This window comes from Rhizobium sp. CG5 (genome assembly GCF_023701945.1).
Taxonomy (GTDB): Bacteria; Pseudomonadota; Alphaproteobacteria; order Rhizobiales; family Rhizobiaceae; genus Allorhizobium.
This window is the reverse complement of record NZ_JABAEF010000004.1, coordinates 16,514-31,726: the sequence shown is the minus strand read 5'-3', so window position 1 is coordinate 31,726 and position 15,213 is coordinate 16,514. Positions and strand designations below refer to the sequence as shown.

Here is a 15,213-nt window from a genome sequence, read left to right as displayed (position 1 = left end):
TCCTCAAGCGAACCATCCGCACAATCGATATTTCTTTCTTGCACAATCGATGGTGCAGCTACATTATCACCGGGCGGGGTTTCGTCAAGAGGGTCCCTCATCTACAAGATGCCAGGAGCGGGGAGATTCCGGCATGTCAGAAAAAGAACAGAAGAAGGCAACGATTTACGACCTTTCGGTCAAATCGGGCGCATCGGCTTCAACGGTCAGCGCCGTCCTGAACGGGAGCTGGCGCAAACGCCGCATTTCGGAGGAAACGGCCAAGAGGATCATGTCCCTGGCCAAGGAGCACAAATACACGGCCAACCAGCAGGCCCGGGGCCTCAGAAGCTCGAGGTCCGGTCTGGCCGGTCTGCTTTTGCCTGTCTACGACACCCGCTTCTTCTCCTCGATGGCGCAGACCTTCGAGGTGCAGGCCCGCAAGCGCGGGCTTTTGCCGGTCGTGGTGTCTGGTCGCCGTGATCCGGACGAAGAGCGCCGCACCGTCGAGTCCCTGGTCTCCTACTCGATCGATTCGCTTTTCATTGCAGGGGCAACCGACCCCGATGGCGTGCACAAGGTCTGCGTCCGGGCCGGTCTGCCCCATGTCAATATCGACCTTCCGGGCGAGTTGGCCTGTTCCGTCATTTCCGACAACAGACATGGGGCAAGGATCCTGACCTCCGCCATCATCCGTCACGCCCAGCAGGCGGGGCCCCTGGGCCCGGATGATGTCTATATGTTTGGCGGGCGGGATGACCACGCAAGCCGCGAGCGCACCATCGGCTTTCATGCGGCGAAGACGGAAGCTTTCGGCACCTTCGCAGGCAATGACACGGAGAGTACGGGCTACTCGCCCAGTATGACGGCGCTTGCCTTCGAACGCTTCTACGACCGTCACGGCCGGCTGCCGCGGTGCTTCTTCATCAACTCGTCGATCAACTTCGAGGGCCTGCTGCGCTTCATGGGCAAGCATGATGGAGAGGCCTTCGGTGACATCGTCGTCGGCTGCTTCGACTACGATCCTTTCGGCTCCTTCCTGCCGTTCCCCGTCTACATGATCAGACCGAATATTTCGGAGATGCTGGAGAAAGGCTTTGAGCTCCTGGAGACGCCGGAGGCTGCGTCTCACATCGTTCTCGTCGAGTCTCAATTGGTGCTGCCACGCACTGCTCTCGAAGGCCCGCTGGATGAGTTGAAGGACAACTCCTGACCCTGTTTAGCTCCGGGAGATGGGCATCGGACATCTTGAGCCGATCGGGCGCTGGTTCTTCGGACTGGTGGTCCTGCGGCTTAACCGGCTCGGTCGATCTACCCGCGACGCCTGCGCATCCTTGAACCCGAAGTCAGGACGGCGTCCCCAGTTCGTCGAGAAACCGCTTGCGGCAAAGACGGAAGATATCCTTGTGCTTGCCTACGTTTCGATCATTCAATCCGCATATTCGTGTCCGCGTCGAACAGATGAATATGTTCCTGTTGGAAATCAAGTCCGATGGTCTGGCCGCCGGTTATGCAGGTACGTCCGTTCATGACCACGACACATTCTGGCATCGTCGCGGTGGTGATGTACGTCACGGAGCCGGTCGATTCAACGAGACTGACAGGCACTTGTAGTGCCCCTTTGCCGTCTTCTGCAATGTTGAGATGTTCGGGACGCAAACCGACTACGAGTTGGCGATTGGCAGGAATGGCACGGTCCAGACCAATGATCTGAGGCCGGCCAAGATCAAGAATGAGGCTTTTTCCGTCTGGGCTTGCCGTAGCCGGAATGAAGTTCATGGCCGGCGAACCGATGAATCCGGCCACGAAACGATTTACGGGCCGGTCGTAAAGCGCAAGCGGTTGCCCCTGCTGCTCGATCACGCCTTGGCGCATGACCACGACATGATCGGCCATCGTCATCGCTTCGATTTGGTCATGCGTGACATAAACCGAAGTTGCCCCGAGCCGGTCATGCAGCGCTCTGATTTCCTTGCGCATATGGACGCGCAAGGCAGCGTCGAGGTTGGACAAAGGCTCGTCGAACAGGAAGGCCTTGGGGTTGCGGATAATGGCTCGGCTCATCGCCACGCGCTGTCTTTGTCCGCCGGAAAGCTCGCGAGGATATCGATGCAACAGGTTCGAAAGGCCTGTGATGGATGCCACATCCTCGGCCGCTTTCTTCGCCTCCGCCTTTTTGGTACCGCGGATGCGCAGGCTATAGGTCAGGTTTTCCTCAACCGTCATGTGTGGATAGAGCGCATAGGACTGGAACACCATCGCCAGATCCCGCTTGCGCGGCGGCACGTTGTTCATTCGCTCACCAGCGATCACGAGATCGCCTGTGGAGATCGATTCAAGCCCTGCGAGTGAGCGAAGCAACGTAGACTTGCCACACCCGGATGGTCCCACAAGGGCAACGAAGGCACCTTTGCGAATGGTGAGGTCAATGTCCTTGAGCGCGTGGTAGGCGCCGTAATATTTGTTGACGCCCGATAGTTCGATTTGATTGGTCATTTGAGAGCTCCCGATGTGAGTCCGGAAACGATACGGCGCTGCAAGAGCACGAAAATCGCAAGGATCGGCGTCACATACATGGTCGCATAGGCCATTATGTTGTTCCATTCGCTGGTGTTTGGCCCCATGAACGAGTTGAGACCGACGCTTGCGGGCTGCAATTCGATGTCCTGAATCATCGATTTCGAATAAACGAATTCTCCGAATGCCTGCATGAAGATGAGAATGGCGCTGACAAGAATGCCGTTCCGGGCAAGCGGCAGCACAATGTGGAAAAAAGCGCCGATGCGGGAGTTGCCATCGACCAATGCGGCCTCCTCAAGCTCCATTGGCACCGCCATGAAGGTCGCCCGCACCAGCACCACGAAGAACGGCATGCTCTTTGCCGCAATTGCCAGAATGACGGCAATGCGCGGATAGTCCAGCAATCCGACCTGTGAAAACCCGACAAAGATCGGGGTGATCATCAAGGACGCGGGCAAAACCTGTAGCATCAGAATGAGGAAAAGGCCCACATCCACCCAGCCGTTGCGGTAACGCGCCAGCACATAGGCGCAGCCGGTTCCGAGAACGGCGATCAGCGCCACCGAGCCGAAGGCGATGAAGGTCGAGTTCCACAGATAGCGGCCCATATTCCGGCTTTCCCAGACATAGACGAAGGTGTTCCACTGCGCTGTCGATGGCCAGAAGCTCGGCGGGGTGGCGAACATCTCCGAGCCGGTTTTCAGTGCCGTGATGTACATCCAGTAAAGCGGAAAAAGATAGACCGCCGCCATGATGAGGGCGATAGCGAGCATCAGGCGGTTTCGGCTGGTTTCGGTCATCCGCGCACCTCATGACGGGTCGAGCGCACATAGACGATCGCCGCAAACATCACGAACACGGTCATGATGACCGAGATCGTCGCGCCTTTGCCAAAGTCGTATTGCCGGAAGGACAGGTCCCAAGCCCAGTATTGGGCGACGTTGGATGAGTTGTTCGGTCCGCCATCGGTGATCGCGGCGAACAGATCGAATTGCTGCAGAGTGAAGATCAGCCCGAGCGAAATGATTGCGCCGATGGTGGAGCGCATCATCGGCAGGGTGATCGTCCAGAAGCGCTGCCAGGCGTTCGCTCCGTCCAGCTCAGCGGCTTCATAGAGATCGCCGGGAATGGCGGAAAGACCGACGGAGAGAAGGATCATGTTGAAGGAGGTTCCGAGCCAGATATTGGCAAGGATGACGGCCCACAGAGAGAAATCGGGGTCGGAGCGCCAAAAGATATTGCTGTCAATCAGGCCGCTTTCACGCAGAAAGAAGTTGAGGACGCCAAAATCCCCCGAGAGTATCCAGTTCCAGATTGCACCGACGACCAGACCCGGCATGACCCAGGAGACCAGAAACAGTCCTCGCAGCCACGACGATCCTGGAAAATTGATCCAGAAAAACAGTGCAAGGCCAAACCCGATGAGAAACTGGCCGGCAATCGAGCCGACCACGAAGATAACGGTGTTGTAGAGAATAGGCAGGGTTTCAGGCTGTTTGAAAAGGTCGACGTAATTCTTGAAGCCGACGAACGGCCTGATGATGCTTCCCAGACTGAACATGTCCACTTCCTGAAAGCTCATCAGGATATTGTAGAGCAAGGGCAATCCCGCGAGAAGAAACAGGAAGCCAAAGGGAATTGCCACGAGCCCGATGTCGAAGCCGCGGCCATCCGTGATGCTGGAAAGTATCCTTTTCATGGAAACCCCATATGAGCCGGGATGGAGCTGTCTGCTCTTGACGAACGCGACAGCTCCGCCGGGAGGAAAAGGTGGATGGCACGAATGCCATCGGCTCCTGAGGCCGGCAGCGTAGCCTTAACCTTCGATGAGCTTGATCTTCTCGGCAGCCTGATCGAGCGCCGCCTTAGGCTCCATCTGGCCAGTCAACGTCGCTTGGATGGCATCTTGAATTGCCTTGGAAATCTTCGGCCATTCCGGTGAGGGACCGCGTGGCTTGGCGTATTTCAGCTGTTCCACAAAGGTCTTGAGAGCTGCGTCCTTGCGCGCGTTACCCGTTGATGGGATGGCCAGGTCCGAGCGAGCCGGGATCTGGCCAAAATCCTGATACATGGTCACGTCCTTGGAGGCGAAGAACTCCAGCGCCTTGAATGCCTCGTCAGGATGTTTGGTGTTGGAGAAAATCGCCCAGTTGTAGTCGCCCATGGCGGAAGAACGCTCGGCACCTTGCTGTGGCACCGGCAACAACGCGGTTCCCCAATCGAACTTGGCATCCGCCAGCATGCGGTCGATTTCCCAAGGGCCGGAAATGGCCATGGCGGCATTGCCCGCATTAAAAGTTGCCGTGGCATCCCACTGACTACGCGTCAGCGTGTCAGGAGACGCCATTTTGCCGTCCAACAATTGCTTCCAGACCGTCAGCGCCCTGACGGCACCGTCGCTATTGATGGACTTGTAGGTGGCTCCGCCCATCTGCGCCCAAGGCAGAAACTGGAAGGTGCCTTCCTCGTTGGCCTTAGCCGAGAACGTGATGCCATAAACACTCTTGGACGGGTCCGTTAGCGTCTTGGCGGTTTCCAGCAATTCATCCCAGGTTTGCGGTGGTTTTTCCGGATCGAGACCGGCAGCCTTGAACAGGTCCTTGTTGTAATAGAGCGCGATCGTGTTCGTAGCCTTCGGCACGCCGTAATGTTTTCCGTCCCAGGTGGCTGAGGCGAGGGGTCCGGGGAAATAATTCTCCGGCTTGATGGCCGTCGATTTGGCAATCATATCGGTGAGATCAAGAAAGGCGTTTCGCGAAGCGAACATTGCATGATTGGGATTGTCGATCGTGATGATGTCGGGTGCGTTGCCGGTCGAATAGGCCCGCATCGCTTCGCTGACGACGTCATCGAACTGGATCTGGCGATACTCGATTTCGATGCCGTTGTTCAGGGCGTTGAATTCCTTGATAAGATTGGGGGCAGGCTGAATGTCGCGGTCGAGCGACCACAGCGTCAGCTTGACGTCGCCTGCTTGCGCGCCGAGCGCGAAGAGCGAAGTACTCGTTGCAAGCGCCGTTGCGACAGCAATCCAATATGTGCGGATACCCATGTTCTCCTCCTTTGTGGTTATCCCTACTTCCATGAACCGGGACGCCAACCTCCTCCGTGGGAGCCCCTCGAATTGACCGACTTACACCGAATCGACGACGAAACTGCCGCCACGCGCCTGCTTCAGATGGTTGAGGCCGTGGATCTGCCCGGTCATTTCCAGTGCATCCCGATAGACCGGGTCGTGCCAGCCTTCGATGTCGATGGAACCAGCCCAGCCCGCCAGCCGTAGCTCGGAGATGATGTCCGTCCAGTTGCTGTCGCCGAAACCCGGCGTCCGCATGAACACGAACGGATGTTTGCCGAAGATGCCGTGCTCACGGATGACGTTCCAGCGGATGGTCGCATCCTTGCCGTGAACGTGGAAAATTTTCGAAGCCCATTTCCGGATCTGCGGCAACGGATCGATCAGGTAGACCATCTGGTGGCACGGCTCCCACTCGAGCCCGATATTGTCATCGGGCGTCTCGTTGAAGATCAGTTCCCAAGCGTCGGGGTTGTGCGCGATATTCCAGTCACCGGTTGCCCAGTTGCCGTCCATCGCGCAATTTTCAAAGGCGATCCTTACGCCCTTGTCGGCCGCGCGTTTGGCAAGCTCGCTCCAGATCTGCTTGTAGCGTGGCAGGCTATCGGGCAATGGCTTGTTACGGATGCGACCGGTGAAACCGGCAACGCAGGTTGCGCCGAAGTGGTGCGCGTTGTCGATGCAATCCTTCCATCCCTGCAAGGTCTGAAGGTCCATATCGGTTTCTTCCAGAGGATTGCCGAACATGCCGATCGTTGAGATCGTGATGTCGCGGTCACCAATCGCCTCGCGGCAGCGCTTGCCGAGATCCGCGATGTCTTGACCATTGGTCGTCTGCCAGAAAAACGGCTCGAAACTTTCAAACCCCATGTCGGCGATCTGTGAAATGCGCTCGGCCGCCTGGCCCTTGGAGGCGCTGACCATGGTGCCGATGCGAATGGACTGTCCCTGCTGATCACTCAATGTCGCGGTCCCTATGCTGCAATGTCGACGGGTTGACCCGACTTGGCGCTTTCAATCGCGCCAAGCACCATGGCCAGGCTCTTGATATTGTCGTGGCTGACTGTCTCGGGTTCGCGCCCGGAGTTGATGGCGTTGAGGAAATCGGCAATCACGCTGACATGGCCATGCGTTTCCTCGTCCTTGTCCGGGGGCGGCACGTCGATGGGTGTAAAACCGTGCAGGAGCCCAGGTTCGGTGCCGGCGACGGCAGCCTTGAAGGTCTCCTCGCCGTCCCAGGTCAACATGCCTTTTGAGCCAACGATGCGCCAGGCGCTTTCCCAGCTTGTGCGTTCACCTTCGGCACACCAGGAGCCGCGATAGGTAAAGACCACATCATCGGACAGCCTGAAAATGGCAGTGGCTGCGGCGCCGTGGGCGTACCACGAGCCTGATGGATTGGTCTCAAGGCAATAAACCGAAAGGGGCGACTTGCCTGACACGAAGCGTGCGGCATCGAAAGTGTGAATGGCCATGTCGAGAAGCAGGACGTTGTGCATCTTTTCCCGGAAGCCCCCGAAATGCGGGCCAAGAAAGAAATCGCAATGAATGCCGGTAACCGTACCAATGGCACCGCTTGCTACCAACCGGTGCATGCGGCGCACGCCTGAAATAAAGCGTCTGTTCTGAACGATTGCGTGGATACGGCCCGCTTCTCTGGCGGCGCGGCGCAAATCTTCTGCCTCTTCCATCGAAGTCGCCATCGGCTTTTCGCTTAGCACATGGCAGGCATGGGCAAGGCCGGTCGTGACGACCGAATGGCGGGCGGCTGGGATAACCACATCGAAGAGAATATCGGGCCTTGTGTCCGACAATACGGTGGCCAGATCAGTCCCGATGACAACCTGGTGGAGATTGAACTCGTCAGCGATTGCCTGCGCCATATCCCGATCCAGATCGACCAGGCCGACGATGGTGACTGGATGTTGCATTTGCGACGTGGTCTGCAACGCTCTGAGCCAGCCTTTGGCCATGGCTCCGCATCCACACAAAACGGCATTGTATGTCACTGATGTCCTCCTGATACGGCAACCGAAACTCCTCTTCCGGTTCTCCGTAAACGTTTACGATACTATGGACAGGAGCCCATTTTTGTCAATACTGTTTCCCAAGTCGCTTTAGAACTGCGGAAAGGCACTTTATGAAGGGCATTCGCCAGCTGGCAGAACATCTTGATATTTCTATCGGTACGGTCTCCCGTGCCTTGAACGGAAAGGCGGATGTCAATGAAGAGACGCGACGCCGTGTGCTCGAAGCGGCCGACAGGTTAGGCTATGTCGCAAATCAGTCGGGACGCTCTTTGCGCAAGGGATCGACCGGTGTCATCGGTTTCATGATGCAGACGGGGCCTGAGATTACCGGGCAGGGCGACACCTTCTTCATGAGTGTCTTTGATGGCGTGCAGACCGTCTTTGCCCGTCATAAACTCGACCTGGTAGCACTGCTCTGTTCATCCGACGAAGACCCCGACGCCTATCTACAGCGCGTCGTTGCCCGCGGTTTTGCTGACGCCATCATTCTTTCCGCCACCCGTTTACACGATGCCCGTTTCGAACTTCTTGCCAGGCGCAATATTCCATTCATCACGCTGGGACGAAGCCAGACCGATGTTGGACAGCCCTGGATCGATCTGGATTTCGAGGGCATGGCGGACGTTGCCATCGAAAGGTTGGTGAAGAACGGTCACCGGCACATCGGCCTGATCTGGCCGCATGGCGATCTCAATCTTGGTCATTTGTTCGTCCGGCGCTCTCGTGAGGTTCTTGGCCGACACGGGCTGTGTTTGGCAGAAAATCACATCTTTCGTGCAACGCCGAGCGAAACAGGCGGTTACGGCGTGGCTCATCAAATCATGGCCTGCGACCCCCGTCCGACTGCAGTCGTCCTCGTCAACGAAACGCTGGTGACGGGACTCTATCGCGGGCTCGAGCAGAGTGGATTAATGCCCGGAAAGGACATTGCCATCATCGGGCGACAGAGTTCGCAGGCGCAGTTCCTGAAACCGAGCCTTACCTGCTTCAGCCTTTCTCTCCGCGATCTTGGCATAAGCCTTGCCGAGGGCCTGTTGTCGGTCATGCCGGAATACAAGGTGCACTACCCCGATGCGATTAAACGCAAGGTGTGGCCAATGAACCTGATTGAAGGGGAAAGTGGCTAAACGGCACCCGAGTGCCCCCTGCTCGTCTGGCTGAATATCGAGCATTGCGTAGGAGGATAGCTTTCACTGGCACGATCTGGTCGCGGGAGGGGGAATGCCGGAGCTCATGGGCCGCGCCATGACGAACTGAAGGCCAAAAACGAAAAAAAGCCCCATGATGGGGCTTTGTTGGGATCACAGGGATGGTTACACAAACGACTGATCATGCGTTCATTTTCGCAAACTCGAAAACTGCATCAATCACAGCGCCCTGCCTGGCGATCTTCTCGCTGCCGCGACGCCAGAACACAACGTATTCATAGGTCACGGCCGGATGAAACGGGATCGACTTCAGATCGAACATCGCGCATTGCCGCGCGATGAAATCGTTCACCACGGTGATTGCAGAGCCGTAGGCGGCAAACGCGGCGACAAAGCCGACGGCGTCCGTGCGCACCCTGACATTCGGGCTTCGTCCCTTGTGGGCGAAGGCGTTCAGCACGAGTTGGTTTGACGAAAACTCACGATCCAGCGTGATCATATACTCCGACGAGACGTCCTCGGCGGTGAGCCGTTCCTTGCCCGCAAGCGGGTGATCCGGCCGGACCAGGCAGACGCTGCTGCTTTTGGAAATCGTCTTCCATTCGAAGAAACGTTCGTCCAGCGGTAGCCGGGAAATTCCAATGTCCGCCTCGCCCGTCAGCACATGCTGGGCAATCTGATCGTAGCCCTGGGCTCTAATGTAGAATTCCAGCGACGGATTGGTCCGCTCGAACTCCGCGACGAGTTTCGGGAGCATGGAGAGGCAAACGATATGGGGAGCGGCGATGCTCAGGCTATTGCGGGCGACCGCAAACGAACCGAGAATTTCCCTCTCGATATGACCTAGCGTCTCGAAATACCGGTCGATCCGGTTATAGATCTCGATGGCGCGCGTTGTCGGGATCAGGCCGCGGCGGTCCCTCACGAACAGTTTTTCACCGACCAGTTCCTCGAACAGTTTCAGTTGCTGGCTTACGGCCGATTGGGTGATCTGCAACACCTTTGATGCGCGCCGGGTTGAGCCCGACCGGATGATCTCCCTGAAGATCTGGGCTCGCCTCAACCCGATACCTGTTTCGTCCTGCATCCTGTCCATGCCGTGCCTCGTCGTCGTGATCATCTCTTTCGAACTATATCAGCTCAGCTAATAGGGTGGCACAAGAACTTAATAAATTGACGAGCAGCCGGGTTTTTCGAATGTTAGCGCTCAGGAATTTCCTGATGCTGCAGGCAACATCGCGCGCATTGATTGCTTGCCCTTCACAAAGACAAAAAGGGGACTTCGCATGACGTCGACAAAACGTTTTCTCTTCAACGGGCTGGGTGCGGCCGCCGTATTAACTGCACTGTTCACCATGCCACCGACTGGTGCTTCGGCTCAGGAATTGCGCATCGCCACATCCTACAAGCTGATGACGCTCGACCCGCATTATTCCACGCTGAACGAAAATTCCTCGCTGCTGTCGCAGATCTACGAGCGGCTGGTCTATCAGGACGAAAAATTTAACCTGAAACCGGGCCTCGCGGTATCATGGCGAAGGCTTTCGGACACAAGATGGGAGTTCAAGCTCCGGGAAAACGTCCGCTTCCACGACGGCTCGCCGTTCACGGCACAGGATGTGATCTACACCATCGAGCGCATCCAGAACTTCCTCAAGCCGCCGAGCGGCGGCTTCCAGCCCTATGCCAAGGGCATCAAATCGGCCTCGGCACCGGACCCGCTGACCGTCGTCTTCGAAACCAACGGCAGCCAGCCGACATTGCCGCTCTCCCTCTCGTCGATCTTCATCATGCCGAAGAGCGCATCCGGCTTCAAAACCACCGAGGAACTGAACGGTGGCGCGGTGCCGATCGGCACCGGTCCCTACAAGTTCAAGAGCTGGCGTTCCGGCGAAGTGTTCGAGGTCACCAAAAACGACAGATATTGGGGTGGCGAACCGTCCTGGTCGGACGTGACGTTCCGCATCGTCGAAAGCCCTGCGGCCCGCGTCGCAGCTCTTTCGACCAATGATGTCGACATCGCCGATTTCATCCCGGCGCGCGACGTGCCGTCGCTCAAACAGCGCGGGGCGAAGATCGCCAATATCGCCGCCGCCCGCGTCAACTTCGTGCAGTTCGACATGTTAAGAGACAAGGCTCCCGGCGTTACCGACAAAGCCGGTCAGCCGATCCCGAACCCTTTCCGCGATCCGAGGGTGCGCCAGGCGCTCTCCATGGCCGTCGACCGTAGCGTGATCGTCGAGAAGATCCTGTCAGGCTTCGCAACGGCGGCGGTGCAAGTCTTCCCGAACGGGTTACCCGGCACGTCCGCGAACCTGGTGGCTGGGCCGCCGCGCTATCCGGAGGCCAAGGCGCTGCTGGCGCAAGCGGGTTATCCGAACGGCTTCAACGTCGTGCTGGCCGGACCCGCCGGCCGATATCCCGGCGACGCGGAATCGCTGCAGGCCATCGCCCAGAGCTGGGCGCGCATCGGCGTCGGCGTGCAGCCCCTCGCTGTGCCGTTCTCGGTGTTCAACACGAAACGGTCCGCCGGCGAATACGGCATCTGGTATGGAGGCGGTTCCGGTGAATCGGCGGATATCGTGCTGGATGCCCTGCTGGCATCGGTGAATGCCGAGCGCGGCACCGGCGCCCTGAACTACGGGAAATATTCCAACCCGACCTTCGACGACATGCTGATCAAGGCAGAGACGCTCGAAGTCGGGCCAGAACGGGACAGGGCGCTTGCGAGCGCGACGGAATTCGCCATGCGCGATCAGCCGGTGATCCCGCTCTACCACTTCGACCACGTGTTCGGCTACGGCAGCCGCGTCGCGTCCTATGTCATGCATCCGCGCGGCTGGACGACGGCGATGCAGGCCACGCCGGCGGAGAAGTGACCGCCATGGGTCTCGTTTCCGTCATCACGGGAAGGCTTTCACAAGCCTTCCTTCTCATCTTCGTCATGTCGCTGGTCGGTTTAATCGGCATCCACAGCGTCGGCAACCCCGTCTATAACGTGGTCAATATCGAGACCGCGACGCCCGAAGACATCAGGCGCGCAACCATCCTGCTTGGGCTCGATCAGCCGGTCTGGCGCCAGTATCTCGTCTTCGTCCAGAACGTCGCGACCGGCACGTTCGGCACGTCCTACATCTATCATCAGCCGGCTTTCGGGCTGGTTCTCGACAAGCTGCCGGCAACCTTCGAGCTGGCATTCCTCGCGATGCTCGTCGCGACGACCGTCGGGACCGGCATCGGGCTGCTGGCTGGCACCCGGCCCAGCAGTGCGCTCGATCGCGTCATCGTCACGTCGAGCGTCTATGCGTTGAGTGTGCCATCCTTCTGGCTCAGCATGATGCTGATCCTCGTCGGGGCCGTCATGACCGGCTGGTTCCCGCCAGGAGGCCGCGGCACGACTGCGACCCTCCTTGGTTTTAACTGGAGCTTCCTGACCGGCGACGGGCTGAGGCATCTCGTTTTGCCAGCCCTGGCGCTCGCCATTCCCAACATCGCGCTCGTCGCCCGTCTCGCGCGCGCCGGCACGGTCGAAGTCGAACGAATGGAGTTCACCCGCTTCTGCATCGCAAAGGGTTTGTCAAAGCGACGCATCCTGTTCCGCCACACATTGCCGAACATCAGCCTGCCGATCATCACCATCGTCGGACTTCAATTTGGCGGCATGCTGGCCTTTGCAGTCGTCGTGGAATCGATCTTCGCCTGGCCCGGCGTTGGCAAGCTGCTGATCGATTCCATTCAGCTTCTCGATCGCCCGGTCGTCATGGCGACGCTGACCTTCACGGCCATCGCCTTCGTCGCGCTGAACACGCTCGTCGACCTTCTCTATGCCGTGCTCGACCCGCGCGTGCGGATTTCGGTTTAATCGGGGAGCCATGATGAAGATCGCGAACCCCAAAATGGCAAGTCTCAAACTGGCAGGTTTCAAAATGCTGGAACGCGCATCCTACCGGCAGGTCCTCACGGTGCCGAACATCGCACTGGCATGTTATGTGGCTGTTGCCGTTGCCGCTCCCCTGATCGCACCACAGAACCCCTATGACCCGCTGCAGATCTATGGCTGGGAAGCCTCCTCGCCGCCCGGCACCGTGGGCTCGGGTGGCTTCACCTATCTGCTTGGCACGGACGGCCTCGGCCGCGATATCGCCAGTTCCATCCTGTACGGCCTCCGCATCAGCCTGCTGGTGTCGATCGTCAGTGCGCTTGCTGCTGCCGTCATCGGTCTGACGGCCGGAGTCAGCGCCGCTTATTTCGGACGATGGATCGACGCGACGATCATGCGGGTGGTCGATCTGCAACTCAGCCTGCCGACGATGCTCGTAGCGCTGATCGCCATCGTCACCCTCGGGCCCGGCGTGGACCGCATCATCCTGGCGCTGATCATCGTCCAATGGGCGACCTATGCCCGCGTGGTGCGCAGCGTTGCGCTCAGCGAGACGGGAAAGTCCTATATCGATGCGGTGCGGACCATGCCGCTGCCGAAGACCCGGATCATCTTCCGGCACCTGCTGCCGAACAGCATCGCGCCCGCGATGACCCTGCTGCCGATCGAAATCGGCCATGCGGTGGCGCTGGAGGCAACGCTGTCCTTCCTGGGGCTCGGCGTTCCCCTCGACCAGCCGTCGCTCGGATCGACCGTCGCGAACGGCTTCCAGTACCTTTTGACCGGTCAATACTGGATCAGCCTGTTTCCTGGCTTCGCCCTCTTCGGGCTCATCGCAACCATCAATTTTGTCGGCGAAGACGCACGCCGCGTCTGGGACCCAAGGAGCAGATCGGTATGAGCGTTTCGACCACTACAACTCCGCTTCTCGAAGTACGCGACCTCACCCTCCGGCACAACGGCCGGGACGGCCAGACAACGATCGTTCACAATGTCAGCTTCACCCTCGGCCGCGGCGAGGTGCTCGGCATCATCGGCGAATCCGGGGCGGGCAAGTCGACCATCGGCAACGCGATCATCGGCCTCATGGGAAAGTCCTTTGAGCAATCCTCCGGCACGATCCGGCTGGACGGCGTCGCGCTCGAATCTCTCGGCGACAGGGAGCGTCGGGCACTGCGGGGAAGGACGATTGCCAGCATCTTCCAGGACCACACCTCTTCGCTCGATCCGCTGATGACGGTCGGCGCACAGCTCGGCGAAACGATATCGGCGATCAACCCCGGCCTGCCGCGATCCGAAATCCGTGGCCGTGCCATCGAACTGCTCGAGCGTGTCGGCATTGCCGATCCGGCCGGGCGCCATGACAGCTATTCGCACCAGCTTTCCGGTGGGCAGCGGCAGCGTGTCGTCATTGCCATCGCGCTCGCCGGCGCGCCGTCGATCATCGTCGCCGACGAACCGACGTCGGCGCTCGACGCCACTGTGCAGAAACAGATCCTCGACATATTGCGGGACCTGGTCGATGCCACCGGTCTTTCGCTCATCCTCATCACCCACGACATGGGGGTCGTCGCGGCGATCGCCGACAAGGTCCTGGTGATGAAGGACGGAGAGATGGTGGAGCAGGACGCCACATCCGCCGTTCTTCAAGATCCGAAGGAGCCCTACACACTGCGGCTGCTTGCCGCCGTCCCGCGCCTGCGCCTGTCGCCGCCGGCCGATCAGGGCCGGCCGGAGGAGACCGCGCCAATCTTGCTGGTGGAAAACCTGTCCCGAAGCTTCGGTGGCGGCAGTTTCCGCAGTCTTCTCGGCAAGCCCTCCGCCGAATTCGCGTTGAAGGCCATCAGTCTCCGGGTGCCGCGCGGCAGCGTGCTCGGAATCGTCGGCGAAAGCGGCAGCGGCAAGACGACGATCGGCCGGATATTGGCCGGGCTTGAGACGGCGGATACCGGACAGGTGACGCTTGACGGAAAATTATGCGACATTTCCCGCAACGGCCGCGGCGGACTGCTCGGCCATGTGCAGATGATCTTCCAGGACCCGTCTCTTTCGCTCAACCCGCGCATGACCGTGGCGGAAACGCTTCACGAATGCCTGCGCTATACCGCAAGGCAGGACGGCCGCCGGACCCCTGAAGAAATCACCGCGATGACTGACAGGATGGGGCTTGCGCGCACCCTACTGTCCCGCTATCCGCACCAGCTTTCTGGTGGCCAGAAGCAGCGGGTCTGCATCGCCCGCGCGCTGCTTGCGCGACCGGCGCTGATCGTCGCGGACGAGCCGACCTCGGCGCTCGACGTCTCCGTCCAGGCCGAAATCGTTTCGCTTCTCAAGCAGACGGTGACCGACAGCGGCCTCTCGATGGTCTTCATTTCCCATGATCTGGCGATCGTCCAGGACCTCTGCGACGCCGTCTGCATCATGAAAGACGGCCGGATGGAGGATTTCGGGCCATCGGACTTCATCTTCGGGCGATCTGAGAATGCCTATACGCGGCGACTGATCGACGCCCGGCCGAAGATTTTTACGCATTAACACCCGACGGGGGTGCGACCGGGCCGGCCTCTGCCGCCGACCCGG

13 protein-coding genes are annotated in these 15,213 nt (G+C 59.2%); 6 read left to right on the top strand and 7 right to left on the bottom strand.

Translation table 11 applies throughout. The features are described 5' to 3' along the window. Positions 1 to 133: 133 nt before the first annotated feature. On the top strand, positions 134 to 1,192 hold the full coding sequence (locus HGO38_RS08165) for a LacI family DNA-binding transcriptional regulator (protein WP_250955399.1): 1,059 nt from the start codon (positions 134 to 136) through the stop codon (positions 1,190 to 1,192). Positions 1,193 to 1,404: 212 nt separating this feature from the next. On the opposite strand, the gene HGO38_RS08160 is transcribed toward HGO38_RS08165, so the two are convergent. From HGO38_RS08160 to HGO38_RS08135, 6 genes are all read right to left on the bottom strand, one after another. Beyond that, positions 1,405 to 2,475, bottom strand: a complete 1,071-nt coding sequence (locus tag HGO38_RS08160) for an ABC transporter ATP-binding protein (RefSeq protein ID WP_250955398.1) — start codon at positions 2,473 to 2,475, stop codon at positions 1,405 to 1,407. After that, complete coding sequence (locus HGO38_RS08155; RefSeq protein ID WP_250955397.1) at positions 2,472 to 3,299, bottom strand: carbohydrate ABC transporter permease; 828 nt, start codon at positions 3,297 to 3,299, stop codon at positions 2,472 to 2,474. The genes HGO38_RS08160 and HGO38_RS08155 overlap by 4 nt, the downstream gene beginning before the upstream one ends. Then, entirely contained in the window at positions 3,296 to 4,198 is a 903-nt protein-coding gene (locus HGO38_RS08150) for a carbohydrate ABC transporter permease (protein ID WP_250955396.1), read from the bottom strand. Before HGO38_RS08150 ends, HGO38_RS08155 begins: the two co-directional genes overlap by 4 nt. 117 nt (positions 4,199 to 4,315) lie before the next feature. Next, entirely contained in the window at positions 4,316 to 5,551 is a 1,236-nt protein-coding gene (locus HGO38_RS08145) for an ABC transporter substrate-binding protein (protein WP_250955395.1), read from the bottom strand. Between the two features lie 81 nt (positions 5,552 to 5,632). Next, positions 5,633 to 6,499 carry a sugar phosphate isomerase/epimerase family protein gene (locus HGO38_RS08140; protein ID WP_250955394.1) on the bottom strand — a complete coding sequence of 289 codons (867 nt, stop codon included), beginning with the start codon at positions 6,497 to 6,499 and terminating at the stop codon, positions 5,633 to 5,635. Between the two features lie 50 nt (positions 6,500 to 6,549). Beyond that, entirely contained in the window at positions 6,550 to 7,584 is a 1,035-nt protein-coding gene (locus tag HGO38_RS08135; RefSeq protein WP_250955393.1) for a Gfo/Idh/MocA family protein, read from the bottom strand. Positions 7,585 to 7,715: 131 nt separating this feature from the next. Here HGO38_RS08135 and HGO38_RS08130 point away from each other — a divergent pair, with 131 nt between their 5' ends. Further along, on the top strand, positions 7,716 to 8,732 hold the full coding sequence (locus tag HGO38_RS08130; RefSeq protein WP_250955392.1) for a LacI family DNA-binding transcriptional regulator: 1,017 nt from the start codon (positions 7,716 to 7,718) through the stop codon (positions 8,730 to 8,732). Between the two features lie 202 nt (positions 8,733 to 8,934). Here the strand turns inward: HGO38_RS08130 and HGO38_RS08125 are convergent, their stop codons facing one another. Next, entirely contained in the window at positions 8,935 to 9,849 is a 915-nt protein-coding gene (locus HGO38_RS08125) for a LysR family transcriptional regulator (protein ID WP_250955391.1), read from the bottom strand. A gap of 190 nt (positions 9,850 to 10,039) precedes the next feature. Between HGO38_RS08125 and HGO38_RS08120 the strand changes: the two genes are divergently transcribed. From HGO38_RS08120 to HGO38_RS08105, 4 genes are all read left to right on the top strand, one after another. Then, positions 10,040 to 11,632 (top strand): ABC transporter substrate-binding protein, encoded by a 1,593-nt coding sequence (locus HGO38_RS08120; RefSeq protein ID WP_250955390.1) that lies wholly within the window; start codon positions 10,040 to 10,042, stop codon positions 11,630 to 11,632. A 5-nt stretch (positions 11,633 to 11,637) separates the two neighbouring features. Continuing rightward, positions 11,638 to 12,615: an ABC transporter permease gene (locus tag HGO38_RS08115; protein WP_250955389.1), complete on the top strand. Its 978-nt coding sequence runs from the start codon at positions 11,638 to 11,640 to the stop codon at positions 12,613 to 12,615. 64 nt (positions 12,616 to 12,679) lie between these two features. Further along, positions 12,680 to 13,534, top strand: a complete 855-nt coding sequence (locus HGO38_RS08110; RefSeq protein ID WP_250955670.1) for an ABC transporter permease — start codon at positions 12,680 to 12,682, stop codon at positions 13,532 to 13,534. Continuing rightward, positions 13,531 to 15,168, top strand: coding sequence for a dipeptide ABC transporter ATP-binding protein (locus HGO38_RS08105; RefSeq protein WP_250955388.1), 1,638 nt, complete (start codon positions 13,531 to 13,533; stop codon positions 15,166 to 15,168). Before HGO38_RS08110 ends, HGO38_RS08105 begins: the two co-directional genes overlap by 4 nt. Positions 15,169 to 15,213: the final 45 nt, after the last annotated feature.